Here is a 17327-nt window from a genome sequence, read left to right on the forward strand (position 1 = left end):
GGACGTCATGCCGTGTACTGGTATGCGGGATAAGTGAGGTAGCCGCTGTCGCCGCCCTGGAAGTAGGTGGCCTCGTCGGCGGGGGCGATCGGCAGGTCGGTGCGCAGTCGCTCCACCAGGTCCGGGTTGGCGATGAAGGCGCGGCCGAAGCTGATGAGATCGGCGCCGAGCCCGAGCCAGTGGTCGGCCTCGGCGCGGCCGGTCTGCTTGCCGCCCAGCGGCAGCACGGGGTTCATGACGAGGGCACCGGGCCAGACCCGACGCAGGTGCAGGAGGGTCTCCTCGGGAGCGGTGGCCTCCAGATGGACGTAGGCCAGTCCGAGACGGGACAGCTCGGTCAGCAGCGCGGTGTACAGCTCCTCGACCTCGGTCTCCTCCACTCCCCAGAAGGTGCCGCCCGGCGAGAGACGGATACCGGTCCGCTCCGCGCCCACGGCGTCCACGGTCGCGGCGGCCGCCTCGACGGCGAACCGGATCCGGCCGGCCACCGAGCCGCCGTAACGGTCCGTGCGCAGGTTGGCGTTGGAGGAGAGGAACTGGGAGATCAAGTAGCCGTTGGCGCCGTGCAGTTCCACCCCGTCGAAGCCGGCGTCGACAGCGCGGCGCGCGGCCTCGGCGTACGACTCGGCGTGCTCCGGCACCTCGTCGGTGGCGAGCGCCCGCGGGACCGGGGCGGGCTGGGGTCCCGTGGGGGTGAACACTTCGCCGGTGGCCGGGACTTCGGAGGGCCCGACGGGTCGCAGGCCGTTGGTGTCCGGGTGCGAGACCCGGCCGCCGTGCATGATCTGGGCGAAGATCCGGCCCCCGTTGGTGTGCACGGCCTCGGTCACCGGGTGCCAGGAGGCCACCTGCTCGTCGGTGTACAGCCCCGGCGTGCCCGGGTTGGACTGACCGACCAGGCTCGGCTGCACGCCCTCGGTGACGATCAGGCCGGCGGTGGCCCGCTGGGCGTAGTAGCGGGCCATCGACGGCGTCGCCAGACCGCCTTCGGCGGCCCGCACCCGGGTCATCGGGGCCATGACCACCCGGTTGGGCAGCCGCAGTCCGCCGAGCCGGAAACCGGTGAAAAGCGTCGTCACGTCACGTCTCCTTCGTGATCCCTCGTACCCGTGTCCCGGGCACGCGGTTACGCTAAAACCTGACGTCGACGTGAGGGTCAAGTCCGTTCAGGAGGAACACGTGCGCATCGGGGAACTGTCGGCACGGGCCGGGGTCAGCGTCCGGGCCCTGCGCTACTACGAGGAGCAGGGCCTGCTCTCCAGTGCGCGCAGCGCGAGCGGGCAGCGGCACTACACGGAGGCCGCGGTCGAGCGCGTGGTCTTCCTCCAGCGGATGTACGCGGCCGGCCTGTCCAGCCGCACGATCAACGAGCTCCTCCCGTGCGTCGAGTCCCCCAGCGCGGAGACCTCCGACGCCGCGCTGGAGAGGATGGCCGAGGAACGCGACCGACTCTCCGAACACATCGAGGACCTGATCCACACCCGGAACGCCCTGGACGGCCTGATGGCCGTGAACCGGGCCCACCGGGAGACTTTGCGGGCCGCCGTGACGGGCTGAGTTCCCGGGACCGTCAAGTCAACCTGGTCCGCACTGCGACGCTCACCCCCGCTGACGGCCACGATCCCCGCCGCCCGCCGCGAGGGCCCTCGCGTGGCGTGGCACGCTGGGGGCACCGCAGTCGGTCGGATCGAGGAGCTTTACGTGACGTATGACATCGACGCCCTCCGCTCCCACTTCCCGGCTCTGGCCGCCGGTATCGCCCACTTCGACGGTCCCGGCGGTACCCAGACCCCCGAGCCGGTCATCCGGGCCATCGCCGACGCCCTGGCGCAGCCCCTGTCGAACCGGGGACGGATCACGCTGGGAGAGCGCAACGCCGAGCGGATCGTCACCGAGGCCCGACGGGCCATGGCCGATCTGCTCGGGGCCGACCCGGCGGGGATCGTCTTCGGTCGCAGCGCCACCCAGCTCACCTACGATTTTTCGCGCACCCTCGCCAAAGCCTGGTCACCCGGCGACGAGGTGGTCGTCACCCGCCTCGACCACGACGCCAACATCCGCCCCTGGATCCAGGCCGCCGAACAGGCCGGTGCCACCGTGCGGTGGGCCGAATTCGACCCGAAGACAGGGGAGTTGACGGTCGACGCCATTCAGGCCGTACTGTCCGGGCGCACCCGGCTCGTCGCCGTCACCGCCGCCTCCAACCTGATCGGCACCCGCCCCGACATCCCCGCGATCGCCGAGGCGGCCCACGAGGTCGGCGCACTCGTCCACGTCGACGGCGTCCACCACACCGCCCACTCCCTCGTGGACCTGGAGCAGCTCGGCGCGGACTTCTTCGTCTGCTCGCCGTACAAGTTCCTCGGCCCGCACCACGGAGTCCTCGCCGCCCGACCGGAGTTGCTGGAGACCCTGCGCCCGGACAAGCTCCTGCCCTCCACCGACACCGTCCCGGAGCGCTTCGAACTGGGCACACTGCCCTACGAGTTCCTCGTCGGCACCACCGCGGCGGTCGACTTCCTCGCCGAGCGGCTGGACCCGGACGCCACCGGCGGCCGGAGGGAGCGGCTGGCCGCCGGGTACGCCGCCCTCGAAGGCCACGAACATGTCCTGCGCGACCGGATCGACAAGGGGATGGCCGCGCTCGACGGCGTGACCGTCCACTCCACGGCCGCCGACCGCACCCCGACCGTCCTGCTGACCTTCGACCACCACAGCACGGCCGACGCGTACGCCTTCCTCGCCGAGCGCGGCGTCCAGGCCCCGGCCGGCTCCTTCTACGCCGTCGAGGCATCCCGCCACCTCGGCCTCGGCGACACCGGCGGCCTGCGCGTCGGCCTCGCCCCCTACAACGACGTACAGGACGTCGACCGCCTCCTGACAGGACTGGCAGACTTCCTGAAGAGGTGAAGGGAGAGCCGCCCATGACCACGTTCCCCACCGCACGAGACGTACGGACCACCCCGGAAGGCCTGCTGTGGGAGCCCAGCGAGCGCTGGGTGCGCGGCCGCAAGGCAGACGTCACCGTCGTCGACAGCCGGCACCCCGTCCTCGTATGGGAGCCCGACGTCCCCGTACCGGTCTACGCCTTCCCGCGCGGCGACGTCCGTGAGGACCTGCTCCGGCCCGCCAAGAACCCGGCGACCGGCACCCACACCGGATCGCAGGTCTTCTACGACCTCGAGGTGGACGGCGAACTCGTCGAGAACGCCGCCTGGACCTTCCCGTCCGCCGATCTCGCCGGGCACATCGCCTTCGCGTGGTTCCGGCGCTGGGGCACCGGCCTCGACCACTGGTACGAGGAGGAGGAAGAGATCTTCGTCCACCCCCGTGACCCGCACAAACGCGTCGACGCCATGCCCAGCAGCCGCCATGTCCAGGTCGAGATCGACGGGACGGTCGTCGCCGACACCCACCGTCCCGTCCTGCTCTTCGAGACAGGCCTGCCCACGCGCTACTACATCCCGCGCGAGGACGTCCGCCTCGACCTCTTCGAAGCCACCGACCACCACACCGACTGCCCCTACAAGGGCACCGCCGAGTACTGGTCGCTGGGCGACCACGCGAACATCATCTGGAGCTACCCGGACCCGCTCCCCGCCGTGGCCGCCGTCAAGGGGCTGCTCGCGTTCTTCAACGAAGCAGTCGACCTCACCGTGGACGGGGAGCGCCTGGAGCGGCCGGTGACCCCCTTCACCGGTACCGTGAAGTGATCGTCCCGTGCGGCCACCGCCTTACCTGCGCGAATCACCCCCAAACCGTCCGCGACACGTGACCTGACTCTCATGGCCACCGGCGGTCTTTGCCGAGAACATGGGTGCGTCACCGGCAGGCCGAAGGGAACGGGAATGCTCCGCAAGGTACTGGTCGCCAACCGTGGTGAGATCGCGATCCGCGCGTTTCGCGCGGGATTCGAGGTGGGCGCGAGGACGGTCGCCGTCTTCCCCCACGAGGACCGCAACTCACTGCACCGACTCAAAGCCGACGAGGCCTACGAGATCGGCGAACCGGGCCATCCCGTGCGGGCCTACCTCTCCGTCGACGAGATCATCCGCGCCGCCCGCCAGGCCGGCGCCGACGCCGTCTACCCCGGCTACGGCTTCCTCTCCGAGAACCCCGAGCTCGCGCGGGCCTGCGAGGAAGCGGGCATCACCTTCGTCGGCCCCAGCGCCGACATCCTGGAACTGACCGGCAACAAGGCCCGCGCGGTCGCCGCCGCCCGCGCCGCCGGCGTACCGGTGCTCGGCTCCTCGGCGCCCTCCACCGACGTGGACGAGCTGGTCAGGGCGGCCGAGGACGTCGGCTTCCCGGTGTTCGTGAAGGCCGTCGCCGGTGGTGGCGGGCGCGGTATGCGCCGGGTCGAGGACCGCGCCCAGCTGCGCGAGTCCATCGAGGCGGCCGCGCGCGAGGCGGCCTCGGCCTTCGGTGACTCGACCGTCTTCCTGGAGAAGGCCGTCGTCGAGCCCCGCCACATCGAGGTGCAGATCCTCGCCGACGGGCAGGGCAACGTCATCCATCTGTACGAACGCGACTGCTCGGTTCAGCGCCGCCACCAGAAGGTCATCGAGCTCGCCCCCGCACCCAACCTGGACCCGGACCTGCGCGACCGGATCTGCGCCGACGCCGTCCGCTTCGCCCGCGAGATCGGCTACCGCAACGCGGGCACCGTCGAGTTCCTCCTCGACCGCGAGGGCAACCACGTCTTCATCGAGATGAACCCGCGCATCCAGGTCGAGCACACGGTCACCGAGGAGGTCACCGACGTCGACCTCGTCCAGGCCCAGCTCCGGATCGCGGCGGGCGCGACCCTGGCCGACCTCGGCCTCTCCCAGGAGGCGGTGCAGCTGCACGGCGCGGCCCTCCAGTGCCGTATCACCACCGAGGACCCCGCCAACGGTTTCCGCCCGGACACCGGCCGGATCAGCGCCTACCGCTCGCCCGGCGGCTCCGGCATCCGCCTCGACGGCGGCACCACCCACGCCGGTACGGAGATCAGCGCCCACTTCGACTCGATGCTGGTCAAACTCAGCTGCCGGGGACGGGACTTCACCACCGCGGTCAACCGGGCCCGGCGTGCCGTCGCCGAGTTCCGCATCCGCGGTGTGGCCACCAACATCCCGTTCCTGCAAGCGGTGTTGGACGACCCGGACTTCCAGTCGGGCAACGTCACCACGTCGTTCATCGAGCAGCGCCCGCACCTGCTGACGGCCCGTCACTCCGCCGACCGCGGCACGAAGTTGCTGACCTACCTGGCCGACGTGACGGTCAACAAGCCGCACGGCGAGCGGCCCGACCTGATCGACCCGGTCAGCAAGCTGCCCAGGGTGGACACCGCGGTGGAGCCGCCCGCGGGCTCCAAGCAGAAGCTCACCGAGCTCGGCCCCGAGGGCTTCGCCCGCTGGCTGCGCGAGTCGCCGACCATCGGTGTCACCGACACCACCTTCCGCGACGCCCACCAGTCGCTGCTGGCCACACGCGTGCGGACCAAGGACATGCTCGCGGTCGCCCCGACGGTCGCCCGCACCCTGCCCGAGCTGCTCTCCCTGGAGTGCTGGGGCGGCGCCACCTACGACGTCGCCCTGCGCTTCCTCGCCGAGGACCCCTGGGAGCGGCTCGCCGCCCTGCGCGAGGCCGTGCCGAACATCTGCCTCCAGATGCTGCTGCGCGGCCGCAACACGGTCGGCTACACCCCGTACCCGACCGAGGTGACCGACGCCTTCATGCAGGAGGCCGCCGAGACCGGCATCGACATCTTCCGCATCTTCGACGCCCTCAACGACGTCAGCCAGATGCGCCCCGCCATCGAGGCCGTACGCGCCACCGGCACCTCGATCGCCGAGGTCGCCCTGTGCTACACCTCGGACCTGTCCGACCCGAACGAGCGCCTCTATACCCTCGACTACTACCTGCGCCTCGCCGAGCAGATCGTCGACGCGGGCGCCCACGTCCTGGCCGTCAAGGACATGGCGGGCCTGCTGCGCGCCCCCGCCGCGGCCAAACTCGTCTCGGCGCTGCGCCGCGAGTTCGAGCTGCCGGTGCACATCCACACCCACGACACCTCCGGCGGCCAGCTCGCCACCTACCTGGCCGCGATCCAGGCGGGCGCCGACGCCGTGGACGGCGCCGTGGCCTCCATGGCGGGCACGACCTCGCAGCCCTCCCTCTCCGCGATCGTCGCCGCGACCGACCACTCCGACCGGCCGACGGGGCTGGATCTGCGGGCCGTCGGCGACCTGGAGCCGTACTGGGAGAGCGTCCGCAAGATCTACGCCCCCTTCGAGGCGGGCCTCGCCTCCCCGACCGGGCGCGTCTACGACCACGAGATCCCCGGCGGCCAGCTCTCCAACCTGCGCACCCAGGCCGTCGCCCTCGGGCTCGGCGACCGCTTCGAGGACATCGAGGCGATGTACGCCGCCGCCGACAGGATCCTCGGCCACCTGGTCAAGGTCACCCCGTCCTCCAAGGTGGTCGGCGACCTCGCCCTGCACCTGGTCGGCGCCGGGGTCACCCCCAAGGAGTTCGAGGAGACCCCGGACCGCTTCGACATCCCCGACTCGGTCATCGGCTTCCTGCGCGGCGAACTGGGTACCCCGCCCGGCGGCTGGCCCGAGCCCTTCCGCACCAAGGCGTTGCAGGGCCGCGCCGATGCCAAGCCCGTCAAGGAACTGAACGCCGAGGACCGCAGCGGCCTGGAGAAGGACCGCCGCTCGACCCTCAACCGGCTCCTGTTCCCCGCCCCGACCCGCGAGTACGAGACACACCGTCAGTCCTACGGCGACACCAGCCTCCTGGACAGCAAGGACTTCTTCTACGGCCTGCGTCCGGGCAAGGAGTACGCCGTCGACCTGGAGCCCGGCGTGCGGCTCCTCATCGCGCTGGAGGCGATCGGCGAGGCCGACGAGCGGGGCATGCGCACGGTGATGTCCACGCTCAACGGCCAGCTGCGGCCCATCCAGATCCGCGATGCCGCCGCCTCCTCGGACATCCCGGCCACCGAGAAGGCCGACCGTTCCAACACCGGCCATGTCGCCGCCCCGTTCGCCGGCGTCGTCACGCTTGCCGTGAACGAGGGCGACGAGGTCGCCGCCGGAGCGACCGTGGCCACCATCGAGGCCATGAAGATGGAGGCCTCGATCACCGCCGCTAAGGCCGGGCGGGTCTCCCGCCTCGCCATCAACAAGATCCAGCAGGTGGAGGGCGGTGACCTGCTGGTCGAGATCGCCTGAGCCGGCGCGATCGCCCGCGGGGAGTACCCGCGGGCGGCCGGTGACGGGGAGGAGCCCTCGGCATGACAGTGATCCACGAGATCAACACCCTTGTCTGGCTGGGTGAGTTGAGTCACCGCTACGGCCGCCCCGTCACCCTCGGCGACGTGCCCGGCGAGGTCTGGGACGGTGTCGCCCCGCCCGGCGTCGACACCGTGTGGCTGATGGGCGTGTGGCAACGCAGTCCGGCCGGGCTGGAGATCGCTCTGCGCGACCAGGGACTCATGGCCTCCTTCCGCGAGGCCCTGCCCGACCTCACCGGGGCGGACATCGCAGGATCGCCGTACTGCGTACGCGACTACGTCGTGGACGCCTCACTCGGCGGACCGGAAGGACTGGCCGCCGCCCGCGCCCAACTCGCCGCGCGGGGAGTGCGGTTGATTCTCGACCACGTCCCCAACCACGTGGCGCCCGACCACCCCTGGCTCACCTCGGCCCCCGACCGTCTCGTGCGGGGCACTGCCGACGACCTGGCCCGTGCCCCGGCCGGCTTCATCGAGGCCGGGGCGGGGATCTACGCCCGCGGCCGGGACCCGTACTTCCCGCCCTGGCCCGACGTCGTGCAGGTGAACGCCTTCAGCGAGGCACTCCGGGAGGCGACCGTCGCGACCCTCGTGGCCATCGGCGACCAAGCCGACGGCGTGCGCTGCGACATGGCCATGCTGCTGATGAACGACATCTTCGGCAGGACCTGGGGAGAGCGCGCGGGGACTGCCCCCGCCGAGGACTTCTGGCCCTACGTCATCGCGCGCACAAGGGCCCGCCACCCCGGCCTCCTCTTCGTCGCCGAGGCCTACTGGGACCTCGAACAGCCCCTCCTGCAGCAGGGCTTCGACCACTGCTACGACAAGCGCCTCTACGACCGTCTGCTGCACGAGGACGCCGACCCCGTCCGCGCACACCTCGCCGCCGACCTCACCCACCAGCGCGGTCTCGTCCGCTTCCTGGAGAACCACGACGAGCCGCGGGCCGCCGCCGCCCTGCCCGGCGACCGGGGACGCACGGCGGCCGTCGCCGTCGCGACCCTGCCCGGCGCCACGCTCTGGCACGAGGGCCAGTTCGAGGGCCGCCGGGTGCGGCTCCCCGTGTTCCTGCGCCGCAGACCGCAGGAGCCCGTCGACGAGCCCCTGCGGGACTTCTACGGCCGGCTGCTGCCCGCCGCTGCCGCCGTACGCCGGGGAGACTGGCGGCCGGCGACACCGACGGGCCGGCCGGACGACGACACCCACCGCAACCTGCTGGCCTGGACGTGGACGCACGCCGACGCCCGCCACCTGGTCGTCGTGAACCACTCCGACCGCCCGGCCCAGGCGAGGTTGCCCCTGCCGTGGGACGACCTCAGGGGCCGCGCGTGCCGGGCGACCGACCTGCTCACCGGTGCGGTGTACGACCGTGACGGAGACGAACTGACCGGCTCCGGTCTGTTCGTGTCCCTGGAGGCCTGGGGCCACCACGTCCTCGAGTGGTGACCGCCACGGCGGGGGCGTACCGTCGAACGGAGACCATGAGCAGCGACCCGCAGGCGAGTTCTGCACCACGGACGGCCACACCGGACTCCGGCGGCGGCGGAAACGTCATGGCCCTGCTCGTCATCGCGTCCTGCCAGCTCATGGTGGTGCTCGACATCACCATCGTGAACATCGCGCTCCCGGACATCCAGCGCTCCCTGGACTTCTCCACCACCAGCCTCGCCTGGGTGGTCAATGCCTACACCCTCACCTTCGGCGGGCTGCTGCTGCTCGGCGGCAGAACCGGCGACATCCTCGGCAGACGCCGCATGTTCGTCTTCGGAGTACTGCTGTTCGTGCTGGCGTCGCTGCTCGGCGGGCTCGCCCAGAACGAGGGCCAACTCCTCGCCGCACGCGCCCTCCAGGGCGTCGGCGGGGCCATCGCGTCCCCGACCGCCCTCTCCCTGGTCAGTACCACCTTCCGCGAAGGACCCGAGCGCAACCGGGCCTTCGGCGTCTTCGCCGCGGTCTCCGCGGGCGGCGGCGCGATCGGGCTGCTGGCCGGCGGAATCCTCGTCGAGTATCTCAACTGGCGTTGGGTGCTGTTCGTCAACGTCCCCATCGGACTTCTCATCGCGCTCGCCACGCCCCGCTTCATCCCCGAGTCCGAGCGTCATCCCGGCCACTTCGACATCACCGGAGCGCTGACCGCCACGGCGGGCATGGTGCTGCTCGTGTACGGCTTCATCCGGGCCGCCCAGGAAGGCTGGCGGGACCCGTTCACGCTGGCCTCGTTCGCCGCGGCGGTCGTCCTCCTCGTGGCGTTCGTGCTGGTCGAGAAGCGGTCCCGACAGCCGATCACCCCGCTGCACATGTTCGCCGACCGCAACCGCGCCGGCACCTACGGCATCATGCTGTGCCTCGCCGCCGCGATCTTCGGCATGTTCTTCTTCCTGACGCTCTTCGTGCAGAACGTCCTGAACTTCAGCCCGCTGGCGACCGGGTTCGCGTTCCTGCCGGTCAGCGCGGTCATCGCCCTCGGTGCCGGTCTCGCCTCGCGGTTCCTGCCCGTGTACGGGCCCAAGCCCTTCATGGTGGGCGGCGCGATCCTCGCGGCGGCCGGGCTGGCCTGGCTGACCCTGACCGACGTCCACTCCACCTACGCGGGCAGTGTCCTCGGCCCGATGCTCGTCTTCAGCCTCGGCATGGGCATGGAGTTCGTCTCGCTGACCCTGATGGCGCTCTCCAACGTGCCCAACGAGGAGACCGGCGCGGCCTCCGGACTCCTCAACGCCACGCAGCAGGTCGGCGGTTCGCTCGGGTTGTCCATCCTGGTCACCATGTTCGGCACCGCCAGCACCAACGAGGCGGAGAAGCAGGTCCCCCGCTTCCTCGCCCAGGCCACCCCGGCGGAGCGCCGGCTCTTCGCCCGCACCGGTGAACTCCCGGGTTCCTGGGGCGACGAGGTCCTGACCGCCGGTGTCTCGGCCGCCTTCGTCGTGGCCGCGATCTTCACGGTGCTCGCCGCGCTCATCGCCGTCGTGGCCATCCAGGTCCGCCCCGCCGACCTGGAACGCCTCAAGGGCGGCCCGCCGCTGCCGTAGGGACAAGGCCGAGCCGCTGGGCGTGCAGCACCGTGCTGACACGGTCGTGGGTGCCGAGCTTGCGGTAGATGTTCGCGATGTGCTTGTGGACCGTACGCTCGGATATCCCGAGTCTGCGGCCTATCGACACGGCCGTCAGGGCGTCCCCGAGCAGCAGCAGTACGGTCGTCTCCCGGGGGGTGAGCGCCAGGTCCGCGGCCTCCTCGGACGGGGTGTTGAGCCGCCGCAGGAGCTGCCGCTGCTGTTCGACGGCGGCCAGCAGCGGCTGCAACCGCTCGGCCAGACGCAGTTCGTCGTCGGTGAAGTCCCGCCCGGAGCGGTACACCATGCATCCGGTGACCGGAGTGGTCGACTGCGGCAGCGGAATCCCCAGCACGTGGTCGACGTCCAGGAGACCGTCGAGCAGCCGCGCGGTGGGGCTCCCCGACCAGGAACGGCCGGCCACCCGACGGGCCGTGACGGGCGTCCGGTCCGCCCGGCCCGCGTAGTGCCCGGCCAACGGGTAGCCCGAGCGCAGCAGTCCCGTCTCCTCGTCGCCGAGCGAGGTGAACTCCGTGTCGGCGCCGGGGGAAAGCCCGAGGGTGCCCTCGTTCTCGTTCCAGTTGTCCAGCTTGTAGATCAGGGCGTCGCCACCGCACACGTCCGGCAGCTCGGCCGCCAGCAGGGGCCACAGCCGATCGGGGTCGCGTTCGTGGAGCGCGGCCACGGCGACCGACAGCATCCGCTCATACGCAGTTGTACCCATACCGGCCCAGTACCTCGCTGACCCACACTTCATCCGAGCAACATCGACGTTCTCGGATGTACTCCAGCACATTGAAGCTCCGGCGGGCCGCAGTGGGGGAGGGCGGCCCGTCGGATACGCCTGTTCCCCCTGGGGACGGCAGCGCCGGCCGCGACGCGTGCGGGCCGCCGGCACGGGGGACCGGCGGCCCGCACGAAGCCGTGAAACCCTACTGGTCCGGCGCCTCCAGACCGGGGCCCGGCGCGGGCTCCGGGTTGAACACCGGGTGGTAGCTCTCCGGCGGCGCGAGATACGTGGCCGGCAGGCCGCCGGTGTCGATCACGATCTGGTCCACGGCGATCGCCGGATCGACCATGAAGATCCTCAGCACATGTTCCCCGGCCTCGGCGACCGTCACGGTGGCGGTCAGTCTCTCGACGCCGTCCTCCACCTGGCGGGCCCAGGCGTCACCCCGGTTGCCGGTCGCGACGGCCTGCCCCGACAGGACGGTCACCGGCCGGTCGTCGAGCCCGACGGCCAGTCGCCGCTGCCCGCGCTCGTCCAGCGAGGGCAGCCGGAAGACGGTGACGGGGAAGGTGCCGGTGCCGCTGAACCGCACCCGGTACCGCAACTCCGGTGCCCGGGAGGCGAAGTCACCGGTGATCGGCGCCGCCGTGGACGGAACGGCCTCGACGGCTCCCGTACGACGTCCGAGCCCGCGCACGGTCCGCCAGCGGCAGCCACCGCGCGACACCCGATGGTCGGCGTGCGCGGCGTCGATCGACACGTAACCGTGGGCCTCGACGAAACCACGAGCCCTTCTGCGGCCGTTGACCACCCGCAGGGGCACCTCGAACCGCTGCCCGGCGCCCGTGAGAACCACCGTGGCCTCCTGCGCCCCCTCGGGAACACGCTCCCAGTCGATCTCGACCCACACCCGCCGCTGCTCGGTCAGCGAGCCTCCGGTGGCACTGAGCACCACCCAGGGGTGACTGGCCTCGGCCGCCCACTCCAGGGGCAGGAACCCGGTGTTGAAGACATCGACGAAGCGCCGGTCGCGGGTGTACGAGGAGAACGACAGCGGCCGGGCCGCCCCGGTCTCGTTCCTCTCGGCCGCCACCCCGAGCCCCGAGGTCTCCTGCCGGGTGACCCGGGTGACGGCCGGGCGCCCCGGCGCCTTCGGGATCTGCGACGGATACGGATTGATGAACCCGTCCCATTTCCCACCCGCCACCTCAGTGTTGTACCGGCTGGTGAGCGCGGCCTCCGTTGTGTGCGCGGCGAGCGCGAGGTCCGCGAAACGGTTCGTACCGGCACCCCGGCCCTGCCGGACCGCGAGGGCGTTGCGGTCCGCCCAGTAGTACTTCAGGTTCATCAAGTAGGCGCCGTGCACCGGGTATTCGACCAGCTCGTAGAACGCGTCCCGGTACGCCTCGGGGAGTTCGGCGCCCACCGCCCGGACCCGCGCGAGGAGGTGGTCGTAGGCCGCCATCCGGCGCCCCGCCTCGTCACCGTGGTGGACGACGGAGACGAGGCCCGCGCCGATGAACTCCGGCCGCAGCTCCCCGGCGAGCCGGTAGTACTCCGTACGGATCGCGGCGATCTCGTGGGCATGGCGCCGCCCGAACTGTCTCCCGGCCCACTCGGCGAGGAAGCCCTCGACCTCGTCGGCCTCCCAGCGGTCCACGTCCCAGGCCATGTCCATCGCGAAGGACAGGCCGGTCTCGATCGACTTGACGTCACCCACGTTGAAGATCCACATGCGGTCGGTGCCGTGCTCGTAGACCCGACGCAACTCCTGCCACACCTTGGCCACTTGGGTCGTGTCCAGCCACAGGTAGCTCTTCGGGCGGCCCCAGTAGGAGAGGTGGTAGTAGATCCCGTTGCCGCCCGGCCGCGCCCGCTCCGTCTCGTTCGGCAGCTGGCGCATGTTGCCGTGGTTGTCGTCCGGCCAGATCAGCGTGACGTCGTCGGGGACCCGGACGCCCGCGTTGTACAGGTCCAGGACCTCCTTGTACGGGATGAAGATCTGCGGCTCGGCCGCGGCGCCGACCTCTTCGGCGAGGATCCGGCGCTGGTCGGCGATGATGTCGTTCATCACCACGACCTTCTCCGGGATCGTGGTGGCGTACTTCGTCTCCAGCGCGGAGTCGTGCAGACCCCGCATGCCGAGCGTCCAGCTGCTCTCGTACGCGGCGTTCTGTCTCGCCCGGGCTCTCCAGTAGTCGGAGATGACAGCGGGATTGACCGTGTAGTCGTACACCGGGGCGCTGCCGTCGGCGTTCGGGTGCTCCGCGATCCACGGCTCCCACTCGTGGACGCCGTTGCGCAGCAGGGCCTCGGGGTGGCTGGAGCCGACGACGATGCCGTAGCGGTCGGCGAGTTCGGGGTTCTCCCGGTACTTGTTGAAGAAGTCGGAGTACGGATGCATCGCCGGCCACAGATAGTTGGCCTTGAGGCGCAGCAGCAGCTCGAAGACGCGCTTGTACGTCTCGGGGCCGATGCTCTTGTCGGTCTCCTGGGTGCGGTGGGACCAAGTGGTCAGGTTCTGCTCGTCGTTGATGAAGATGCCGCGGTAACGGACCGAGGGTTCGCGGCGGGTGAAGGGTCCCGCGGGGACGGTCACCGTGTCACGGCGCTCGACGGGGACGTCGGCCCACCAGTACCAGGGCGAGACGCCGATGCGCTCCGAGGTGTCGTAGATCCCGTAGACGGTTCCGCGCCGGTCGCTGCCCGCGATCACCAGGGCACGGTCGACGCCGGGCAGGGGACGCTCGATCACCTGGGTCACGGACGCCTCCCAGCGGCCCCTGACCCGGGAGACGTCCAGGCGGCCCTGTGCGGCGAGCCGGTCGATGGCGGGGCTCGCACCGAGGGTACCCACCAGGACGAGCAGGGGGGTGCTTCGTGGGAGCGTGCGCAGCAGGTCGGGTCTTGTTCCCGAGACCCTTTCGACGTCCGACTGGAGGTCGCCCGCGGCGCGGACGACGGCGGGGTCGTCCGCCGCGTCCACGAAGATGCCGACGGCCGTGCCTCCCGCCGCCAGCGGGAAGTCGGGGCGGCCCGACGGGGCCGCGTCGGCACTCGCCGGGATCAGGGCGGGGAGGAAGGGGGCCGCGCCGACGGCGGCCATTCCCCGGAGGAAGGACTTGCGGGTCCACTGGTGGTGCGGCACGAGACGCTCCCCCTGGTTGGCATGGGCAGGCCAGAAAGCGCTTTCTCCGGCACCCTAGGGGAGGGGCTCGGGGGGCGTCCAGGGGTATGCGTGATGGGAGTGCGGGAGGGGATGCGTGAGGGGGAGTGCCGTGTCGCGTTCTGTGGCTCGCGGGGTGTCAGACGGGCCGTATCGCGCCGCGGATGATCGACTCGCCGGTCGGGTAGATCGACTCCTCGCGGATGGACGCCCCAGGGCCCGGTGCGTGGATCATCATGCCATTGCCGGTGCACAGGCCCACATGGCTGAAGTCGTCGTGGAAGAAGACGAGGTCGCCGGGTTGCAAGGCGTACAGCGGCACCGCCGTGCCGGTGCTCGCCTGCCCGACGCAGGTGCGGGGGAGGGAGACGCCGGCGACCTTCCAGGCCGCCTGGGTGAGACCGGAGTTGTCGTACGACCCCGGGCCGGCCGCACCCCAGACACACGGCTTGCCGATCTGGGAACGGGCGAAGGCGAGCACCTGGATGACCTTCGAGTCGTAACCGGGGTCCGCGGTGGGGAGGTCCGCGGCGTTCGGTTCCGGGGCCAGGGTCAGGGGGGTGGCGGCCGGGGTGGGCTGGGCTGTCTGCCGGTCCGGCTCGGAGGTGCGGGGAGCCGGGATGGCCGGGATGCTCTGGGCCACGGCGGGGGCGGTCGGGACGGGCGGGACCGTCCGGGTGGTGTCGACCGGCGGGGGTGCGATCGTCGCGAGGGGAGCGGTGAGGGCGGAGTACCCGAGGTATCCCGTGGTGGTCTGCGCCGCGTACTCGGGATGTCCGGTGGTCGTCTGTGCCGCCGCGTACTCGGGGAACCCGGCGGTTGTCTGTGGGGAGTACTCGGGGAAACCGGTGGCGGCTGAGGGGGCGTACTCCGGCAGCCCGGTGCCGAGTTGAGCGCTGTGGTCCGAGTAACCGGTGGTGGTGGGTGCGGTGTACTCGGGGAGGGCGGTGCCCGGCTGCCCGGTGTAGTCGGGGAGGGCGGTGCGGAACTGCCCGGTGTGGTCGGGGTATCCGGTGCCTGCCTGCGCGGTGTACTCCGGGAAACCGGTCTCGGGTTGTGCGGTGTACGCCGGGAACGCGGTGTCGGTCTGCGGGGTGTACTCCGGGACTCCGGTGACGAGTTGCGGTGGGTACTCGGGAACGCCGGCGACCGGTCGCGGGGTGTACTCCGGGACCCCGGTGACAAGGTGCGGGCTGTACTCCGGCACGCCGGTGACGGATTGCGCAGTACCGCCCATGGTGGGGAATTCGCCGGTGACGGATTGCGCAGTACCGCCCACGGTGGGGAATTCGCCGGTGCCGGTGACGTTCTGCGGGGTCGGTTCCGGTGCCCACGCGGGCGACTGGACCGGGGCGGCGGTGAGGGCGGCCGGTGCGGGCTCGGGTGCGCTCGGCAGGGCACGCACGGGGCTGGCGGTCAGTTCCGGCAGGGACCGTTCGGCCGGCTTCGGTTCGCGTGCCGCGGGCGCGTCCGACGGGCGCTGGCGCCGCGGCTCGGCACGGCGGGCGGCGACCCGGTCGGAGGGCAGGGTCGCCGCGATGATCGGACCCGTCTTCGCGCGGGCCATGCCGTACCACTGCTTGGCGATGTCGTCGAGGGCGGGATCACGCTCGGCGTTGCGCCCGCCGCCGGTCGTCGAAGCGGTACGTCCACGGGTGCTGGACGCCGTTCCGGCCGCGCGTGTGGCGTTGTAGGTGCCGGAGTCGTCCTCGGCGCGGTCGTAGAGGTTGGTGACCCGCCGGCTCACCTCGTCACGGCTCGGTCCCTCGTCGGCGGCGGCGTTCGCGGTCTGCGAGAGAAGAGCCGCGGAGGCCATCGCCGCCGTGGCGAGGGCGGAGTTGCGCTTGGCCGGGAGGCTGGACCCTCCATTGCGCGAAGTTCGATCCGGCGCCATGAAAGTCATGCCCCTTCCGTCGTGCTGGTCGCCGTCAACTTAGCCAACTTGTGAGGCTCACGTGAAGATTGAAGTGTGAAAAGTGTGAGATGTAACTGTGACCTTCGTCGCGTGGGAGCCGCTGCTCCCGGTGGCGATCAGCGCCTGCCGCGTTGTGCGCGCCATGCTTCGTAGTGGTCGAGGACCGTCTCCTCGACCGGACGGTAGACGATGCCCAGTTCGTGCACGCTGCGGCTGTTGTCCACGCGGAAGCGGATGCCGAGGTGCTTCCGGATGTAGTCCTGGGTGAGCCCGAACGCGGGGCCGAGGACGCGCACTGGCCAGTGGGGGAGCGCGGTGCGTGGGATGCGCAGGTCGCGGGGGTACCGGGTGCGGATAATGCGGGACATCTCGTGGAAGGACGTCATCGTCTCCGCGGCCAGGATGTAACGGCCCTTCGCGTCGGGCTTCTCCGCCGCCGCGATGTGCGCGTCGGCCACGTCACGGACGTCGACCGTGGTGAAGCTGAAGTCCGGGGCGCCGTAGAAGAAGTAGCCCTTGAAGAGCTCCTCCAGGAGGAAGAGGCTGCCGGACTCGGAGGCGGGCGTGAGGGAAGGGCCCAGGATCAGACCGGGGTTGACGGACACCATGCGCCAGCGGTCCTGCGCGGCCTCCGCGTCCCAGGCCGCGCGCTCGGCGACCGTCTTGGCGTAGTGGTACGGGTTGTTCTGCACCGTGCTGCTGGTGTTGAAGTACTTCTCGGACAGGATCTGCCCGTCCATGTCCCGTACGTCGGAGTAGTCGCCGAAGATCGCACCGACCGTGGAGGTGAGGACCAGCCGCTCGACCGTCGGCGTCCGTTCGATGCCGGCCAGGACGTTGCGGGTGCCTGTCAGGGCCGGGTCGACCATGTCCTTCTGGCCGTCCTTGATCTTCTCCGGCATGAAGAACGGCGAGGCCACATGGAAGACCACGCGGCAGCCCGCCATGGCCTCGTCGAAAGAGCCCTCCTTGAGGAGGTCGGCCTCGAACAGGCTCAGCCGGCCGGGGAATTCACCCTGCAGGTCCCGCAGCGGGCGCACCTTCGCCGAGTCGGCGAGACTGCGCACGGTGGCGTGCACCTCGTAATTCCGCTCCAGCAGCCGCCGTACCAGCTGGCTGCCGACGAAACCGCTGCCACCGGTCACCAGGACTCCGCCCATGCCCTCGCTCCTCCACCC

The 17327-nt window shown here is 71.0% G+C and carries 11 protein-coding genes; 6 read left to right on the plus strand and 5 right to left on the minus strand.

What is annotated here, in order from left to right; translation table 11 throughout:
* Positions 1-5 precede the first annotated feature (5 nt).
* Positions 6-1079, minus strand: a complete 1074-nt coding sequence (locus tag ACZ39I_RS18135) for an alkene reductase (protein ID WP_467245356.1) — start codon at positions 1077-1079, stop codon at positions 6-8.
* A gap of 100 nt (positions 1080-1179) precedes the next feature.
* Between ACZ39I_RS18135 and ACZ39I_RS18140 the strand changes: the two genes are divergently transcribed.
* The 6 genes from ACZ39I_RS18140 to ACZ39I_RS18165 all read left to right on the plus strand — a co-directional run bounded on the left by ACZ39I_RS18140 (position 1180) and on the right by ACZ39I_RS18165 (position 10317).
* A complete protein-coding gene (locus ACZ39I_RS18140; RefSeq protein WP_467245357.1) occupies positions 1180-1557 on the plus strand; it encodes a MerR family transcriptional regulator in 378 nt (125 codons plus the stop codon).
* Between the two features lie 144 nt (positions 1558-1701).
* The gene (locus ACZ39I_RS18145) at positions 1702-2910 is read left to right on the plus strand and encodes a cysteine desulfurase-like protein (protein ID WP_467245358.1); all 1209 of its coding nucleotides are present in this window, start codon (positions 1702-1704) and stop codon (positions 2908-2910) included.
* 14 nt (positions 2911-2924) lie between these two features.
* Entirely contained in the window at positions 2925-3713 is a 789-nt protein-coding gene (locus ACZ39I_RS18150; RefSeq protein ID WP_467245359.1) for a DUF427 domain-containing protein, read from the plus strand.
* 135 nt (positions 3714-3848) lie between these two features.
* Entirely contained in the window at positions 3849-7226 is a 3378-nt protein-coding gene (locus tag ACZ39I_RS18155) for a pyruvate carboxylase (RefSeq protein WP_467245360.1), read from the plus strand.
* Between the two features lie 62 nt (positions 7227-7288).
* Entirely contained in the window at positions 7289-8734 is a 1446-nt protein-coding gene (locus ACZ39I_RS18160; RefSeq protein ID WP_467245361.1) for an alpha-amylase, read from the plus strand.
* A gap of 107 nt (positions 8735-8841) precedes the next feature.
* On the plus strand, positions 8842-10317 hold the full coding sequence (locus ACZ39I_RS18165; protein ID WP_467245693.1) for an MFS transporter: 1476 nt from the start codon (positions 8842-8844) through the stop codon (positions 10315-10317).
* Here the strand turns inward: ACZ39I_RS18165 and ACZ39I_RS18170 are convergent.
* The 4 genes from ACZ39I_RS18170 to ACZ39I_RS18185 all read right to left on the minus strand — a co-directional run bounded on the left by ACZ39I_RS18170 (position 10292) and on the right by ACZ39I_RS18185 (position 17309).
* The gene (locus tag ACZ39I_RS18170; protein ID WP_467245362.1) at positions 10292-11062 is read right to left on the minus strand and encodes a LuxR C-terminal-related transcriptional regulator; all 771 of its coding nucleotides are present in this window, start codon (positions 11060-11062) and stop codon (positions 10292-10294) included. The two genes, ACZ39I_RS18165 and ACZ39I_RS18170, sit on opposite strands and share 26 nt — an antisense overlap.
* A 208-nt stretch (positions 11063-11270) precedes the next feature.
* Positions 11271-14174, minus strand: a complete 2904-nt coding sequence (locus tag ACZ39I_RS18175; RefSeq protein WP_467245695.1) for a glycosyl hydrolase 115 family protein — start codon at positions 14172-14174, stop codon at positions 11271-11273.
* 199 nt (positions 14175-14373) lie between these two features.
* Positions 14374-16128: a C40 family peptidase gene (locus tag ACZ39I_RS18180; RefSeq protein ID WP_467245363.1), complete on the minus strand. Its 1755-nt coding sequence runs from the start codon at positions 16126-16128 to the stop codon at positions 14374-14376.
* A gap of 137 nt (positions 16129-16265) precedes the next feature.
* Positions 16266-17309 (minus strand): NAD-dependent epimerase/dehydratase family protein, encoded by a 1044-nt coding sequence (locus ACZ39I_RS18185; RefSeq protein WP_467245364.1) that lies wholly within the window; start codon positions 17307-17309, stop codon positions 16266-16268.
* Between the last annotated feature and the right edge of the window lie 18 nt (positions 17310-17327).

The sequence above is a fragment of the Streptomyces sp. NPDC024687 genome (genome assembly GCF_055559055.1).